General features: G+C 63.4%; 18 protein-coding genes. 4 read left to right on the top strand and 14 right to left on the bottom strand.

What is annotated here, in order from left to right; translation table 11 throughout:
* Nucleotides 1–8: 8 nt before the first annotated feature.
* Both NKI22_RS03310 and NKI22_RS03305 read right to left on the bottom strand, forming a co-directional pair.
* Nucleotides 9–800 (bottom strand): DUF3108 domain-containing protein, encoded by a 792-nt coding sequence (locus tag NKI22_RS03310; RefSeq protein WP_023721122.1) that lies wholly within the window; start codon nt 798–800, stop codon nt 9–11.
* A gap of 59 nt (nt 801–859) precedes the next feature.
* Nucleotides 860–1,120, bottom strand: a complete 261-nt coding sequence (locus NKI22_RS03305) for a hypothetical protein (RefSeq protein ID WP_156948171.1) — start codon at nt 1,118–1,120, stop codon at nt 860–862.
* A gap of 299 nt (nt 1,121–1,419) precedes the next feature.
* Here NKI22_RS03305 and rpmB point away from each other — a divergent pair, with 299 nt between their 5' ends.
* From rpmB to NKI22_RS03290, 3 genes are all read left to right on the top strand, one after another.
* Nucleotides 1,420–1,716 carry a 50S ribosomal protein L28 gene (gene rpmB / locus NKI22_RS03300; RefSeq protein WP_023721124.1) on the top strand — a complete coding sequence of 99 codons (297 nt, stop codon included), beginning with the start codon at nt 1,420–1,422 and terminating at the stop codon, nt 1,714–1,716.
* 82 nt (nt 1,717–1,798) lie between these two features.
* A complete protein-coding gene (locus NKI22_RS03295) occupies nt 1,799–2,479 on the top strand; it encodes a queuosine precursor transporter (protein ID WP_352850143.1) in 681 nt (226 codons plus the stop codon).
* 83 nt (nt 2,480–2,562) lie between these two features.
* Nucleotides 2,563–3,237, top strand: coding sequence for a polyamine aminopropyltransferase (locus tag NKI22_RS03290; protein ID WP_352850141.1), 675 nt, complete (start codon nt 2,563–2,565; stop codon nt 3,235–3,237).
* Nucleotides 3,238–3,293: 56 nt separating this feature from the next.
* Here the strand turns inward: NKI22_RS03290 and NKI22_RS03285 are convergent, their stop codons facing one another.
* From NKI22_RS03285 to NKI22_RS03260, 6 genes are all read right to left on the bottom strand, one after another.
* The gene (locus NKI22_RS03285; RefSeq protein ID WP_352850139.1) at nt 3,294–3,776 is read right to left on the bottom strand and encodes an SRPBCC family protein; all 483 of its coding nucleotides are present in this window, start codon (nt 3,774–3,776) and stop codon (nt 3,294–3,296) included.
* A complete protein-coding gene (locus NKI22_RS03280) occupies nt 3,773–4,141 on the bottom strand; it encodes an ArsR/SmtB family transcription factor (protein ID WP_352850178.1) in 369 nt (122 codons plus the stop codon). The genes NKI22_RS03285 and NKI22_RS03280 overlap by 4 nt, the downstream gene beginning before the upstream one ends.
* A 191-nt stretch (nt 4,142–4,332) precedes the next feature.
* A complete protein-coding gene (locus tag NKI22_RS03275) occupies nt 4,333–5,358 on the bottom strand; it encodes an esterase-like activity of phytase family protein (protein ID WP_352850138.1) in 1,026 nt (341 codons plus the stop codon).
* Nucleotides 5,355–7,253: a cobaltochelatase subunit CobT gene (gene cobT, locus NKI22_RS03270; protein WP_023721130.1), complete on the bottom strand. Its 1,899-nt coding sequence runs from the start codon at nt 7,251–7,253 to the stop codon at nt 5,355–5,357. Before cobT ends, NKI22_RS03275 begins: the two co-directional genes overlap by 4 nt.
* Nucleotides 7,254–7,264: 11 nt before the next feature.
* A complete protein-coding gene (gene cobS, locus NKI22_RS03265; RefSeq protein ID WP_023721131.1) occupies nt 7,265–8,251 on the bottom strand; it encodes a cobaltochelatase subunit CobS in 987 nt (328 codons plus the stop codon).
* Between the two features lie 123 nt (nt 8,252–8,374).
* Entirely contained in the window at nt 8,375–9,004 is a 630-nt protein-coding gene (locus NKI22_RS03260; RefSeq protein WP_036238769.1) for a J domain-containing protein, read from the bottom strand.
* A gap of 133 nt (nt 9,005–9,137) precedes the next feature.
* Between NKI22_RS03260 and NKI22_RS03255 the strand changes: the two genes are divergently transcribed.
* Nucleotides 9,138–9,440: a BolA family protein gene (locus tag NKI22_RS03255; protein WP_023721132.1), complete on the top strand. Its 303-nt coding sequence runs from the start codon at nt 9,138–9,140 to the stop codon at nt 9,438–9,440.
* Between the two features lie 5 nt (nt 9,441–9,445).
* Here NKI22_RS03255 and NKI22_RS03250 read toward each other — a convergent pair whose 3' ends face one another.
* The 6 genes from NKI22_RS03250 to NKI22_RS03225 all read right to left on the bottom strand — a co-directional run bounded on the left by NKI22_RS03250 (nt 9,446) and on the right by NKI22_RS03225 (nt 13,694).
* Nucleotides 9,446–9,838 (bottom strand): type II toxin-antitoxin system VapC family toxin, encoded by a 393-nt coding sequence (locus NKI22_RS03250; protein ID WP_245278670.1) that lies wholly within the window; start codon nt 9,836–9,838, stop codon nt 9,446–9,448.
* A 2-nt stretch (nt 9,839–9,840) separates the two neighbouring features.
* Nucleotides 9,841–10,074: a type II toxin-antitoxin system Phd/YefM family antitoxin gene (locus NKI22_RS03245; RefSeq protein WP_023721134.1), complete on the bottom strand. Its 234-nt coding sequence runs from the start codon at nt 10,072–10,074 to the stop codon at nt 9,841–9,843.
* Nucleotides 10,075–10,230: 156 nt separating this feature from the next.
* Nucleotides 10,231–11,040: an alpha/beta hydrolase gene (locus tag NKI22_RS03240; protein WP_352850136.1), complete on the bottom strand. Its 810-nt coding sequence runs from the start codon at nt 11,038–11,040 to the stop codon at nt 10,231–10,233.
* Nucleotides 11,041–11,080: 40 nt separating this feature from the next.
* Nucleotides 11,081–11,977, bottom strand: a complete 897-nt coding sequence (locus tag NKI22_RS03235) for an HlyC/CorC family transporter (RefSeq protein ID WP_023721135.1) — start codon at nt 11,975–11,977, stop codon at nt 11,081–11,083.
* The gene (gene aroB / locus NKI22_RS03230; protein WP_352850134.1) at nt 11,974–13,095 is read right to left on the bottom strand and encodes a 3-dehydroquinate synthase; all 1,122 of its coding nucleotides are present in this window, start codon (nt 13,093–13,095) and stop codon (nt 11,974–11,976) included. The genes NKI22_RS03235 and aroB overlap by 4 nt, the downstream gene beginning before the upstream one ends.
* Nucleotides 13,092–13,694 (bottom strand): shikimate kinase, encoded by a 603-nt coding sequence (locus NKI22_RS03225; RefSeq protein WP_352495632.1) that lies wholly within the window; start codon nt 13,692–13,694, stop codon nt 13,092–13,094. Before NKI22_RS03225 ends, aroB begins: the two co-directional genes overlap by 4 nt.
* Nucleotides 13,695–13,739 lie beyond the last annotated feature (45 nt).

Raw genomic sequence — 13,739 nt, 5'->3', positions numbered from 1 at the left:
CATCACGCCTATTCGTCTGCTTCGAACCGCTCCGCGCTGACCGTCAACGGGCCGATTTGCGTGCTGACCGTGGCGCGGATCGGCGCATATACGCCGCTTTGGCCGACCGGTGCAAACGTCACCATGATGCGGCTGCGTTTCTTCAGGTAGTTCAGCGCCTTGCGGTTCTTGCGGTAACCGGCCACCGGCTCGAAGCCCAGCCTGCAGGTGACCGTATCGCCCTTGTAGCCGGCCACCGAGATCGACCCTTTGGACTCGTAGGTCAGTTTCAGATCGGCACGCATTTCGCCGTCATAGAGCTTCACCGTGCGCCCGCAGACCTGGTCGAGGCTGTCGGCATGGATGACGGTGGCGGCCATCGGATCGAGGACCGATACGAGATGGCTGCCGGCCAGCGGTATCCAATTCTCGGGATTGCGCTTCTTCGGTTCAGGCACGACCTTGGTTGAGGTGACGACGCCGTTGGCAAACTGGATGTCGATCATCGATGCCTTCTTGCCGGACGTGTAGTCGGCGTGGAACGCCTGCGGCTGCAACTGCTTGCCCGAAATCTTGCCCTTAGACGAGATCGTGCCCCGCGTGTCGTCGAACAATGTGGCGAGCCCGGCGGCAGAAACGCTGCCCTCGATCGAATAGGTGTCGCCCTCGTAATGGCTGGAGAATTTCGCCTTGGCCACGGAAAGGCCGAGGAACGACACCGAATACTCTCCCGTGAAGGATTGCGGCTCAGCGGCCGAAACCGTCGTCGACAGCGCGACGGCCACCAGCACGACCAGGGCATGAAGGAAAGAACGAGGCATGGGCGGGTCCTTGATTGTCGACCGGAGACGGGCGATCTGGCATGTCCCTGTGCGACCGCTTATAGGCTGAATTCCGGCCTTAATGTGAAGGCGGCGTCGGCAGGGAACGCTGGGGCTGGTCGGTGGGAGGTGACGGAAGCCAGAAATGAAAAACCCGCCTCGGCGGGCGGGTCGTCGGCGCGAATCAGCACCATACCCAAATTAGTAGCATAGCTGCCGGCACAAAGCAAGAACAAAATGTGGCGCTCGATGAATTTGTCGATCTCCCCCCTTGCGGAGGAGATGCCCGGCAGGGCAGAGGGGGTGGGAAGGATCGCCAAGATCCAGCTTATCCTCCCAGTGCCGAGAGTTTTGGCTGCAACGGAGCTAAGTCGGAGGGACAGCACCCCCTCTGGCCTGCCGGCCATCTCCCCCGCAAGCGGGGAGATCGGCAGCTTCGCCACTGGTGCTCATCTCTTGAAGGTGCAATTCCCTCTCCCGAACCAACCCCAAGCTTGACGCATCGGCGAAATGCAACTATGGAACGCCAACTTTTTCCATAAGGCCGCCTGACCGAAACCGCGCGCCACCCGGCGCGGGTCGAATGTTTGGCCAGGACCGAGAACCGAAGGTTAGTATCATGTCCCGCACCTGCGAACTCACTGCCAAGGCAGTCATGTCCGGCAACAATGTGAGCCACGCCAACAACAAGACCAAGCGTCGCTTCCTGCCCAATCTCGTCAATGTGACGCTGATCTCTGAAGCGCTGAACCAGAATGTGCGCCTGCGCATTTCGGCCAACGCGCTGCGTTCGGTCGAGCATCGCGGCGGCCTCGATGCCTTCCTGGCCAAGGCCGATGCCAAGCAATTGTCGCAGCGCGCCCGCCTGTTGAAGAAGCAGATCGCCAAGAAGCTCGCCGAACAGCCGGCCGCCTGAATTTTTCGGCGGCAGCCGCCTTCCAGGGCGTGATCCGAACTCCGGATCGCGTTCCGCTGGTTCCATTACCCAGGATAAAAAAATGATTTTCCTCTCGCGATACCTGCCCTTCGTGGCCGCCATGGCGCTCGTCGTCGTGGCCTCGAACATCCTCGTGCAGTTTCCGATGCAGGGCGCAATCGGCGGGTTGTCGCTGGCCGACATCCTGACCTGGGGCGCCTTCACCTATCCGTTCTCCTTCCTGGTCACCGATCTCGCCAATCGCCGCTATGGGCCGGCGGTGGCGCGCAGGATCGTCTTTGTCGGCTTCATGACCGCGGTGGTCTGCTCGATCGTCATCCCGCCCTTGCTGTTTCGCCACGGCCTGATCGAATTCGAGACCGCCGCCGACCGGCTGGTGCGCATTGCCGCGGCGTCGGGTGCCGCCTTCCTCACCGCGCAATTGCTCGACGTCACCGTGTTCAACCGGCTGCGCCGGCAGAGCTGGTGGCGCGCGCCGATTGTCGGCACGCTGGTCGGCTCCGTTTTCGATACGGTGGTGTTTTTTACCGTCGCCTTCGCGGCGGCCTTCGCCTTCGCCGGCCCGAACGATGGCTTTGCGCTGGAGACCGCACCGCTGATGGGCGTGCTGCCGGTCGAGACGATGCGCTGGGTATCCTGGGCGCTCGGCGATCTCAGCGTCAAGCTGGTCATAGCGGTGGTGGCGCTGATCCCCTACCGGCTGCTTGCCACCCGCTGGAGTCAGCCGGCACTGGCGACATAGAGCATGATCCCGAACCGAAGGTCCGCGTTAGCGAAAAGTGGGAACCGGTTTTCGGACAAGATCATGCTCAAAGACTATCGAGCATGATTCCCTGGCTTCAACTGGACTCGGCAAAAACGACTGACGGCGGACAGGAGCTTCGCCTGAAACGGCGCGGCGGCGAATTCTCGATCATGCTTGGCGCCAACGAGCTGATGAACAGTCGGCTCAGCGGTTCCGAAGAGGCGCTGGCCAAACTGTCCTGCCAAAGGATTGCCGGCCGCCTGAACCCAAGCATCCTGATCGGCGGCCTCGGCATGGGCTTTACCTTGCGCGCGGCGCTGGCCGAGCTCGGCGACGATGCGCAGGTCACTGTTGCCGAACTGGTGCCGGCAATCGTGACGTGGGCGCGCGGCCCGATGGCCGAGGTTTTCGACGGTTGCCTTGACGACCGGCGCGTCGGCATTCGCGAGGCCGATGTCGGTCAGCTCATCCGATCGCAAGCTTCGGCCTGGGACGCGATCCTGCTCGACGTCGACAACGGCCCCGAGGGCATCGTCTACAAGGGCAACGACGCGCTCTACAGCGGCGCCGGCCTGAACAGCGCGAGCGCAGCTCTCAAGCCCGGCGGTGTGCTAGCGGTCTGGTCGCAGGGCCCTGACGCAGGCTTCACCCGGCGGCTCAAGCAGGCGAGCTTCACGGTCGAGGAGGTCAAGGTGCGGGCTCACGGCAAGCGCGGCGCCCGTCACGTCATCTGGCTCGCGAGCAAAGGGCAATAGGCCCCTCGCAATCCGGGCGGGCCTTGTTGGACGCCGCCCGGTACGCCGACGAACCTCTACTTCGCCTTCTGAAGCTCGGCGGCAAGTGCCTGCAACAGCCCGCGCGTGCCCTCCTCGCGCCCTTGCGCTGAATCGACACCATCGAAGAAGGCACCCTGTTCGGTATAGGTCAGGCGGGTGCCGTCGCCGGAAGGTGCAAGCTCGACCGTGGTGAGCGACGCCGACAGCGGCTGCGACCCGACCGCCATCCGGTAGGAAAATACGATGCGCCGCTCAGGGACGATGTCCTGGAACTGCGCATCGAGCCTGATTTCCGGGCCGCCCTGATAGCTGAACCGCGAAACCTCGCCGCCGCCGACACGGAAATCGAAGGTGAATTCGGCGATGGTGAAGCCGTCGCCGTCGACGCGCCAGCGCCGCACCGTCGCCTTGTCGGCAAAGGCGAAGAAGACGCGCTCGGGCGATTGAGGATAGGTCCGCTCGATCGTGAAGGTCGAATGGATGACGGAGTGGTCGTTCACGGGCGCAATCTGGTTCATTTCTCTTCGTCCTTTTCCTGGTCGTGGAGTGTTGCGTTCGGTTGGTCAGTCTCCGCCAGAATCTGGCCGAGACGGTCGAGGTGGCGTTCGGCCGGCGTGCGGCGCGCGGCGATCCAGTCGGCGAGCGGGGCGAGCCCGCCGGGCTCGATCCGGCAGGTGCGCACGCGTCCGATTTTTTCGCTGCGGATCAGCCCGCACGCTTCCAGCGCCTGGAGATGCTGGAGCACCGCGGCGAAGGTCATGCCGAACGGCTCCGCCAGCTGGCTGACGGTGGCCGGCCCGCGGCCCAGCCTTTCCAGGATTGCCCGCCGCGTCGGCTCGGCAAGAGCCCGCAGGATGCTGTCGACCTCGGAATAGTTAAGCATGGACTTGAGTATTTCGCCGAGGACACAAATTGTCAAGCCATAACTAAAGTATTTTTGCAGATGGTGAGAGCCGGTTGGAAACGCGCGACGCGGGTCATTGCGAGGGGAAATCGCCATGGGAAATTGCATGCGCTGCGAAACGGCGCGGAAATGCCAGCATCGCCAACAGCCGATCAATGGCCGATCGCGCGTCAATCCTCGTGCAGGATGAATTCCAGATAGAGGTTGCGCTGCAGGATCGAGTGGTTGTCGTCGGACATCAGCGACACGATCAGCGCGCCGTCGTCGCGGGTCCAGACGTCGAGCGCTTCCATGTTGTCGATCTGGTAATCCATGTCGGCTTCAAGCAGCACCGGCCCGTCGGCGACGGCGCCCTTCTCGACGCTTTCGCCATAGATGCGCCGCAGCCGCATCTTGACGCCGCCGGCCATCGAAAAACTGCGCTCCAGAAGCAACAGGTCGCCATCCGGCAGGAAGGCGCCGTCGGTAATGTCGAAATCGCCATTGCGCTTGACGGTGAAGACGCCCTTGTGCGGCCCTTCGATGATCGCGGCAAAGATGTTGCCGGCCTTGTCGAGGCTCTTTTCCGACACCACGACCAGCCCGCCCTGGTGCTGTCCGTAAGGATGGGCGCGGGTGACGGTCTCAAAGCCGCGATTGCGGCGAAGTTCCCAGGCCGGGATCAGGAAGTCCAATTGCTTGAACGGCACCTTCATGTCGTCCGGGTCGATCTTGAACTCTGCGATACGGTGATCGCGCTCGAAACCGACCGTGGCGATGCCGTCCTTGACCGCGAGGCCTTCGGCATCGACCGCCCATTTCAGGTCGATGGCCTGGCCGGCCGCATCGACCATCTGCTGCATGCGAAAATTCTGAATGCCGGAAGGCCGCTTGTCGGCATCGTGGACGAGGGTGCCGAAGAACCAGAAGCCGGTGTCCGCGACGCCGATGAATTCGCTGCCCGGCTTGAGGAACCGAAGCGCCGACAGCGCGCCGAAATCGCGCGTCGGCGAGGTCATTTCGAGCCCGCCGACGAATTCGAGCGGCCCGAACTGTTTGTCCGGCCGGCCGATATGGAATTCGCTGATCGGCCGTGCCGAGATTTCGGCCGGCTCGACCGGGGCCGGCCCGGCAGCGACAGCCGGCGCCAAACTGATGCCTGACAACGCAATGGCGGCCAAAAGCGTCTGCCAAAGGCCGCCGCGGGAAAAAATCATCCGGCGCGCCGCATGCCGCCGCGCCGCGTGTCGCGCACGGTTTCCTCGGCGAACAGCGAGGCCAGTTGCTCGGTCATGGCGCCGGCCAGTTCTTCGGCATCGACGATGGTGACGGCGCGGCGATAGTAGCGGGTGACGTCGTGGCCGATGCCGATGGCCAAAAGCTCGACCGGCGAGCGCGTCTCGATGAGCTCGATGATGGCGCGCAGATGCCGCTCGAGATAATTGCCCGGATTGACCGACAGCGTTGAATCGTCGACCGGCGCGCCGTCCGAGATCATCATCAGGATCTTGCGCTGCTCCGGCCGCGCGATCAGCCGGTTGTGCGCCCAAAGCAGCGCCTCGCCGTCGATGTTTTCCTTGAGCAGGCCCTCGCGCATCATCAGGCCGAGATTGCGGCGCGCCCGCCGCCACGGATGGTCGGCGGATTTATAGATGATGTGGCGCAGATCGTTGAGCCGGCCGGGGTTCGGCGGCTTGCCTTCCTTCAGCCATTTCTCGCGCGCCTGCCCGCCCTTCCAGGCGCGGGTGGTGAAGCCGAGGATTTCGACTGAGACGCCGCAGCGTTCCAGCGTGCGCGCCAGGATGTCGGCGCAGGTCGCCGCGACCGTGATCGGCCGGCCGCGCATCGAACCCGAATTGTCGAGCACCAGCGACACCACCGTGTCGCGGAATTTGGTATCACGCTCCTGCTTGAAGGACAGCGGCTGCATCGGGTCGATGACGACGCGCACCAGCCGTGCCGGATCGAGATAACCTTCTTCGAGGTCGAAATCCCAGGAGCGGTTCTGCTGCGCCATCAGGCGGCGCTGCAGCCGGTTGGCCAGCCGCCCGACGACGCCGGAAAGGTTGGCGAGCTGCTTGTCGAGAAAGGCGCGCAGCCGGTCGAGCTCCTCCTCCTCGCAGAGTTCTTCCGCACCTACGGTCTCATCGAAGGCCGTGGTGAAGACCTTGTAGTCGATCTCTTTCGGCAGATTGGTGAAGGGATTGTCGTTGCGGCGCGCCTCGCCGGGCGTCTCCGCGTCGGCGTCGTCATCGTCGGAAAGGTCGTCGGCAGTGGCGTCGGAGGCCTCGGTCTCGGCCGATTGCTCGTCGTCGGACGATGCCTCGGTATCTTCGGACTGCGACTGCTCGGAGCCGGAATCGTCTTCGCCGCCCTCCTCGCTCTGCTCCTCGCCTTGCGGCTGGTTTTCGTCGTTGTCCTCCGAGTCTTCCGTCTCCTGGTCGTCGCCGAGTTCCTCGGCCATTTCCATGGAGGCGAGCATTTCGCGCACGACGCGGGCAAAGGCCTGCTGGTCGTCGAGCTTTGCCGACAGCCCGTCGAGGTCGGCGCTGGCCTTTTCCTCGACCCAGGGGCGCCAGAGATCGACCAGCCGTTCGCCGCTCTTCGGCACAGTGCGGCCGGTCAGCTTTTCGCGCACCATCAGCGCCAGCGCTTCCTCGATCGGCGCGTCGGCCTTGTCCTTGACGTCGACGAGGTTGGCCCTGGCGTATTTGTCCTCGAGCATCGAGCCTATATTGTCAGCGACGCCCTGCATGGCGCGAGAACCGATCGCCTCCACCCGGGCCTGCTCGACCGCGTCATAGATGGCGCGGGCCTGCTTGCCTTCCGGCGCCAGCCTGGTGTGGATGCGCGCATCATGGCAGGCGCGCTTCAGCGCCATGGAATCGCCGAGCCCCCGGGTGATGGCGATATCGGCTTTCGATGCCTTCTTCGGCAGTTCGGGCAGCCGCGCGCGGCTGCCGGCCAGCGCCGGCCGGTCCTTGGCGAAGCCGACTTCGAGGTCCTTGTCGCCGGCGATGGCGCGCATGCAGACGGTAACCGCGCGCTTGAAGCTGTCGTTCTCAGCGCCGGTCTTGGATTTGTTTCGCGTGTTGTCGCCCGGACCCGCCATCGAGACTCTGCTTAGCCCAGCACCACATTGGCAGCCGATTCCGGCAGATCTTCGCCGAAGGCGCGCTGGTAGAACTCGGCGACCAGCGAGCGTTCCAGCTCGTCGCATTTGTTGAGGAAGGTCAGCCGGAACGCCATGCCGATATTGCCGAAGATCTCGGCATTCTCGGCCCAGGTGATGACCGTGCGCGGGCTCATCACCGTCGACAAATCGCCGTTGATGAAGGCCGAGCGCGTCATGTCGGCGACGCGCACCATCTTGTTGACGATCTCCTTGCCCTTGCCGTCGCGATAGTGCTTGGCCTTGGCCAGCACGATGTTCACCTCATTGTCGTGCGGCAAATAGTTCAGCGTGGTGACGATCGACCAGCGGTCCATCTGCGCCTGGTTGATCTGCTGGGTGCCGTGATAGAGTCCGGTGGTGTCGCCCAGCCCAACCGTGTTGGCGGTCGAAAACAGCCGGAAGGCCGGATGCGGGCGGATGACCCGGCTCTGGTCGAGCAGCGTCAGCCGGCCCGACGATTCCAGCACGCGCTGGATGACGAACATCACGTCCGGACGCCCGGCATCGTATTCGTCGAAGCACAGCGCAACATTGTGCTGATAGGCCCAAGGCAGGATGCCGTCGCGGAATTCGGTGATCTGCAGCCCGTCCTTGACGACGATGGCGTCCTTGCCGACGAGGTCGATACGGCTGACATGGCTGTCGAGATTAACGCGCACGCAGGGCCAGTTGAGGCGGGCGGCGACCTGCTCGATATGCGTCGATTTGCCGGTGCCGTGATAGCCCGACACCATGACCCGGCGGTTGTAGGCAAAGCCGGCGAGGATCGCCATGGTCGTGTTCTTGTCGAACAGATAGTCCGGGTCGATGTCGGGCACATGCTCGCTCGTCACCGAATAGGCCGGCACCACCATCTTGGAGTCGAAGCCGAATGTCTCCTTCACCGACACCGTGGTGTCGGGCAGGTTGGCGATATCGCGATCGACCTTGTTCATCTCTATCAACGTCTCCACAAGCGAAACGCCGCGTTTCGCTGGCAATCGATTTTGTTCGGGGGCGGTCTTAGAGCCTTTTCCAACCTTATGAAAGTTGGAAAGCGACACGAACCGTAAGGTCGCTCAGCACAAACCTGCCTGCTTGAGCACGCGATAGGCCTGGAGCACATCGCGGAACCGGTCTTCCGAACCTCTGTCGCCGCCATTCGCATCCGGATGGTGGCGTTTCACAAGTTCCTTATAGCGCGCCTTGATATCCTTGCCAGTCGCCTTTGTATCAAGGCCAAGCGTTTCCAGTGCCTTGGCCTCAAGCGGCTTGGCCTTGCGCTCGCGTGCTTCGCGCGGGTCCTTCGGGCCTTTGAACAGATCGAACGGATCGCGCATGCGGTTGTAGTAGCCGGCGCGACCGGAGCGCGCCTGGGCGAAGTCGGGCGAGGAGCGTGTCGAAGCACCGTTGACGCCCATTTTCCAGGTCGGCCGGTGGCCGGTCATGGCCTCCTTCTGGAAGCGGGCAATCTCGGTGTCGGGAACGCCCGAGAAATAATTGAAGCCCTTATTGTACTCGCGCACATGATCGAAGCAGAACTGGAAGTACTCGCCTTCCTTCATGCGTCCGACCGGGGCGCGGTGGGTGCCGGCCTCCTTGCAGCCATCCCACTGGCAGATCGGTGAGCGCGACTTCAGCTCCGCGTCCTTCTCCGGGCGGATGCGAATCTTTTCGAAATATTTTGGGTACGGCTTCATCTCACCCATTTATGGGCTGTTCGCTGATGCGAAACAAGAATTGACATTTTCGCGATGATCGCCCTAACCGCTGAATCGCGGCATAAAACCGGCGAACGGCGAATTTTGTGCGATGACATAGATGTGGTGAAGGGAAGCGGCGATGTCCATACAGGCAACGATGGAAGACAAGCTGAAAAAGGCGTTTTCGCCGGAACGGCTGGCCGTCATCAACGAAAGCCATCTCCATGCCGGCCATCATCATCTGGATTCCGGCCATCACGCCACCTTCGACGGCACCGGCGAGACGCATTTCCGCGTCCGCATCGTCGCGCCCGCCTTTGCCGGCATGAGCCGCGTCGAACGCCACCGCGCCGTCAACGCATTGCTGGCCGAGGAATTGAAATCCGGCGTCCATGCCCTGGCGATCGAGCCGGCGGCGCCCGGCGAAAAGACCCGCTGGTAGTTGCCCTACCAGATTGTCTTTACATATCGATAGTCTCGCAGCTTGTGATCCGCGGTCACCAAAGGTGCCGCAAATTTTCGACTGGTCGCAACAATGATCCGATCAGCCGGATCCTTGTGAAACTCTCCCGGAAGTTCGGTACTAGTCACGGCGATCTCATTGTCGACGGAAATGAAGCTCAATTTTTCAAGCTTGCTGACCGTCGCCAGCCATTCACCCACATCCATCGATAGCAGGAGACGCCCCCTGGAAACCAGCATGGCGATTTCCCATGCTGATATCGAGGAGATCAAAATCTCGCCGCCTAACCTCTCCCGCTCGATTGCGCGAAGTGCTGGTTCTGAAAGCAGATCGGTCTCACCGCCGACCCAGCGGACGAGAACATGCGTGTCCAACACGATCAATTGCTGGCTTCCCAATCATCTTCGGCCACCGGATCCGTCGGGCGGTCGTAACGCAGGACAGACCCACGCAGCACCTCCAAAGGGTCGCGCGCAACCGATTCATAGCGTCGTATCTCTAATGTGGGCTGGCCGTGATCGGTCACAATGATTGGCTCGCCAGTCGTTTCAACCTGACGAAAATACTCGAGAGCCTTTGCCTTGAACTTCGATTTCGACACCTGCGCGGTCATGCGCCACCTCAATGAACAAAATTGCCGTTCACCATATAGGGTCAGATGTGACCACGGCCAATGACCATAGTCACAAAAATCGCTTCGGCTTTAGCCGGCCCTCGTTCCCGCGTCTGCGCGCCCCTCACCTGCCTGCCGCCATCCAAAACTGGTAACTCAGCCGAGGCTCGCCCTCAGGAAAGCCATCACCGCGGCGGTCAACGCATCGCCTTCGGTGCCGAAGTCGCGATTGATCGACATGTGCGAATAGGCGCTGCCATCGAACAGCGTGACCCTGGTTCCGGTGGCGCCCAGACGCCCGGCAAAGGCCTGCGCGTCCGCCGCGCGGGTTTTCGCCCGCGAATAGGCGATGAGCGTCGGCGGATGCTTGCGGCCGTCGACATAGGTGACCGGCGACAGCGCCCGCCACTGCGCCGGATCGGGAAAGGCGCGGGCATAGACCCCTGCCATGCCGCCGCTCCTGGCCAACGCCTCCAGATCGTAGGCCCTGGTATCGTCGAGGACCAGCGCCGCGACGCCGGGCAGGCCGCCGCGCAGGCCGGTCAGCGCGACGAGATGGCAGCCGGCCGAATGGCCCATCGCGACGATCCGGTCCGGATCGCCGCCATGGCTGGCGATGTTGGCGCGGACGTAGCGATACGCCAGTTCGACATCGGCGGCCTGGGTGGCGACGTCGGCTTCAGGCAGCATCCGGTAGTCGATCGAGACGAAGCAGAAGCCATTGTCGAGCAGGAATTGCGGCTTGGAGTTGACGTTGTTGCGGTTGCCGACCCGCCAGGCGCCGCCATGGACGAAAAAGACGACCGGCAGGCCGCTTGCGCCATCGCGGGAATAAATGTCGAGCTTGGCCGGCCCATAGTCGAAGGTTTCGGGTGATGGCGGACGCAGCTGCAATGCCGCTGCAGCCTGACCCGGCAGCAGCGCCGCCATCGACACCAGAAGCAGGGTTCGCCGATCGATTGTCATAGACTCCTGACTGCCCACGGCTGCCATAAGGCGTGCACTGTCATTCGCCAAGCATCGCCGGCTTGATCCTCAGCCGCGCGATCCGATTCTTGTCGCGTTTCATGACGACGAAGCGCTTGCCGTGAAACGTAAAGGCCTGCTTTTCGTCCGGAATCGACTGCGCCTCGTGGATGACAAGGCCGGCAATGGTGGTGGCTTCCTCGTCCGGCAGGTTCCAGTCGAGCGCCCGGTTGAGGTCGCGGATCGACACCGTGCCGTCGACGACGACGGAGCCGTCGGCTTCCTGCTTGACGCCCTGGATGTCGATGTCGTGCTCGTCGGCGATCTCGCCGACGATCTCCTCGATGATGTCCTCCAGCGTCACCAGTCCCTCGACCTCGCCATATTCGTCGACGACGATGGCGAAATGCGCCTTGCGGCGCAGGAAGGCGTTGAGCTGCTCCTGCAGCGTCGTGGTGTCGGGCACGAACCACGGCCGCGACGCGATCTTCATCACGTCGATCCTGGAGAAATCATTGCCGACCTCGTTCAGCGCGCGCAGCAGGTCCTTCGCGTGCAGCACGCCGACGATGTTGTCGAGCGAGCCCTTCCACAGCGGCATGCGGGTATGCGGGCTCTGCAGGATCTCGCGCACCACCGCTTCCGGCGGGTCGTCGGCGTTGACCGAGCGCATATTGGTGCGGTGGACCATCACGTCCGACACTTCGAGCTCCTCAAGGTCGAACAGGCCGCCAATGCGGGCACGATCCTCGCGCACCACCTGGCCGTCGCGGCGGAAATCGTCGACGGCGCCACGCAATTCCTCATGCGTCGAGCGCTGCGGCTCGATACGCTGCAACTCGTAGCCGAAGGCGGCGAACAGGTGCCGACGCAAGACGAAGCCCAGCAGGCCGAGGCCGGCAAGCGCAGCAGCCGCGATCCAGCCGGCCTGGCTCATCCCGGATGGTTCTCCCCGAGGAACGCCAGCACTTCCGAGGCCGGCACATCCCTGGCGATGAAGGCCTGACCGATGCCGCGCGTCAGGATGAAGGTCAGCGCGCCGCGCGACACCTTTTTGTCCTGGGTGATGAAGGAGAACAGCTTTTCGGCGTCAGGCAATTCGCCTGGAATGTCGGCCATGCACCACGGCAGGCCGACGACGCGAAGGTGCGCCTCGACGCGCGCCGCATCGTCGGGGCTCGCCAAATTGAGCCTTGAAGAAAAACGGTGCGCCAGCGCCATGCCGATGGCAACGCCCTCGCCATGCACCAGCCGCGTGCCGTCATAGCCGGTCGCCGCCTCGAGCGCGTGACCGAAGGTGTGGCCGAGATTGAGCAGCGCACGGTCGCCGGTCTCGAATTCGTCGCGTGCAACGACGTCGGCCTTGGCGCGACAGGCCTCGGCAATCGCTTTTGCCCGCTCCGGCCCGCCGGCAAACACGCGAGACCAGTTTTCCTCCAGCCAGGCGAAGAACTCCGGCCGGTCGATCAGCCCGTATTTGGCCAGTTCGGCATAGCCGGCGCGAAACTCGCGGATCGGCAGCGTGTCGAGCACTTCGGTGTCGGCCAGTACCAGCCTCGGCTGGTGAAACATCCCGACCAGGTTCTTGCCGCGCTTGCTGTTGATGCCGGTCTTGCCGCCGACGGAGGAATCGACCTGCGCCAGCAGCGAGGTCGGGATTTGCACGAAGTTCATGCCGCGCCGCGCGATGCCGGCGGCAAAGCCGGCGAGGTCGCCGATGACGCCGCCGCCGAGCGCGACGACGACATCGCCACGCTCCAGCTTGGCGGCCAGCACGCCGTCGACCACCTCTTCCAGGTGCGCAAAGCTCTTGGTCTTTTCGCCGGGCGGCAGCGTGATGACTGCATGTTGGATGCCACCGCTTGCCAGGCCGGCCGCAAGCGTTGCGAGATGCGCGCTAGCGACGTTTTCGTCGGTGACGACCGCCGCCCTTGTGCCCGGCAGACGGCGCGCAATTTCGGCGCCGGCGCGTGACAGCAGGCCGGGGCCGATCAAAATGTCGTAGGTACGCTCGCCAAGCCCGACTTCGACAGAGACCGTTGCATCAGCGCTCACGACCGCACCTCGTCGATGTCGGCAACGCCGAGATGGCCGCGCAGCGCGTCCACCACTTCGGCGGCAATGATCTCCTTGCGGTCGTCGCGGGTCGGCACGATGACATCGGCCGCGGCGTAAACCGGGTAGCGTTCCGCCATCAGCCGCTCCAGCACCCCCCGGGGATCGGCGCTTTTCAGCAGCGGCCGGTTCTGCTTCTTGGAAACGCGCTCCATCAACAGGTCGATCTCGGCCTTCAGCCAGACCGAAACGCCATGGCTGGCGATCGCCTCGCGCGTCTGCGCATTCATGAAGGCGCCGCCGCCGGTCGACAGCACCTGGGGCCCGTGCTCCAGCACGCGCAGGATGACGCGCTGCTCCAGTGCCCGGAACTCCGCCTCGCCATAGCGCTCGAACAGGTCCGGGACGCTCATGCGCGAAACACTTTCGATCTCCTGGTCGCTGTCGATAAAGGGTAGCGCCAGCATCGCCGCCACCTTGCGGCCGATCGCCGTCTTGCCGGCGCCCATCAGCCCGACAAAGACGATGGAACGGTCGCCCAGCCGGCCGAGCAGCGCGGCATGGCTCTTGCCCGGAGGGTTTGCTGGTAACGCGTTCATGTTTATAGGGCCTCTTTGCCGGCGTATCGACATCAAAAGCCTGTT

Origin of the sequence: Mesorhizobium sp. M0778, from assembly GCF_040320105.1 — a bacterium.
GTDB lineage: Bacteria > Pseudomonadota > Alphaproteobacteria > Rhizobiales > Rhizobiaceae > Mesorhizobium.
Note: the sequence above shows the minus strand (reverse complement) of the source record. Positions and strands in the feature narration are given on the sequence as shown.

What these genes read in the sequence shown, in the direction of transcription:
- NKI22_RS03310 (WP_023721122.1), bottom strand. Translation starts at nt 800, where the DNA reads ATGCCTCGTTCTTTCCTTCATGCCCTGGTCGTGCTGGTGGCCGTCGCG.
- rpmB (WP_023721124.1), top strand. Translation starts at nt 1,420, where the DNA reads ATGTCCCGCACCTGCGAACTCACTGCCAAGGCAGTCATGTCCGGCAAC.
- NKI22_RS03295 (WP_352850143.1), top strand. Translation starts at nt 1,799, where the DNA reads ATGATTTTCCTCTCGCGATACCTGCCCTTCGTGGCCGCCATGGCGCTC.
- NKI22_RS03290 (WP_352850141.1), top strand. Translation starts at nt 2,563, where the DNA reads ATGATTCCCTGGCTTCAACTGGACTCGGCAAAAACGACTGACGGCGGA.
- NKI22_RS03285 (WP_352850139.1), bottom strand. Translation starts at nt 3,776, where the DNA reads ATGAACCAGATTGCGCCCGTGAACGACCACTCCGTCATCCATTCGACC.
- NKI22_RS03280 (WP_352850178.1), bottom strand. Translation starts at nt 4,141, where the DNA reads ATGCTTAACTATTCCGAGGTCGACAGCATCCTGCGGGCTCTTGCCGAG.
- NKI22_RS03275 (WP_352850138.1), bottom strand. Translation starts at nt 5,358, where the DNA reads ATGATTTTTTCCCGCGGCGGCCTTTGGCAGACGCTTTTGGCCGCCATT.
- cobT (WP_023721130.1), bottom strand. Translation starts at nt 7,253, where the DNA reads ATGGCGGGTCCGGGCGACAACACGCGAAACAAATCCAAGACCGGCGCT.
- cobS (WP_023721131.1), bottom strand. Translation starts at nt 8,251, where the DNA reads ATGAACAAGGTCGATCGCGATATCGCCAACCTGCCCGACACCACGGTG.
- NKI22_RS03260 (WP_036238769.1), bottom strand. Translation starts at nt 9,004, where the DNA reads ATGGGTGAGATGAAGCCGTACCCAAAATATTTCGAAAAGATTCGCATC.
- NKI22_RS03255 (WP_023721132.1), top strand. Translation starts at nt 9,138, where the DNA reads ATGTCCATACAGGCAACGATGGAAGACAAGCTGAAAAAGGCGTTTTCG.
- NKI22_RS03245 (WP_023721134.1), bottom strand. Translation starts at nt 10,074, where the DNA reads ATGACCGCGCAGGTGTCGAAATCGAAGTTCAAGGCAAAGGCTCTCGAG.
- NKI22_RS03240 (WP_352850136.1), bottom strand. Translation starts at nt 11,040, where the DNA reads ATGACAATCGATCGGCGAACCCTGCTTCTGGTGTCGATGGCGGCGCTG.
- NKI22_RS03235 (WP_023721135.1), bottom strand. Translation starts at nt 11,977, where the DNA reads ATGAGCCAGGCCGGCTGGATCGCGGCTGCTGCGCTTGCCGGCCTCGGC.
- NKI22_RS03225 (WP_352495632.1), bottom strand. Translation starts at nt 13,694, where the DNA reads ATGAACGCGTTACCAGCAAACCCTCCGGGCAAGAGCCATGCCGCGCTG.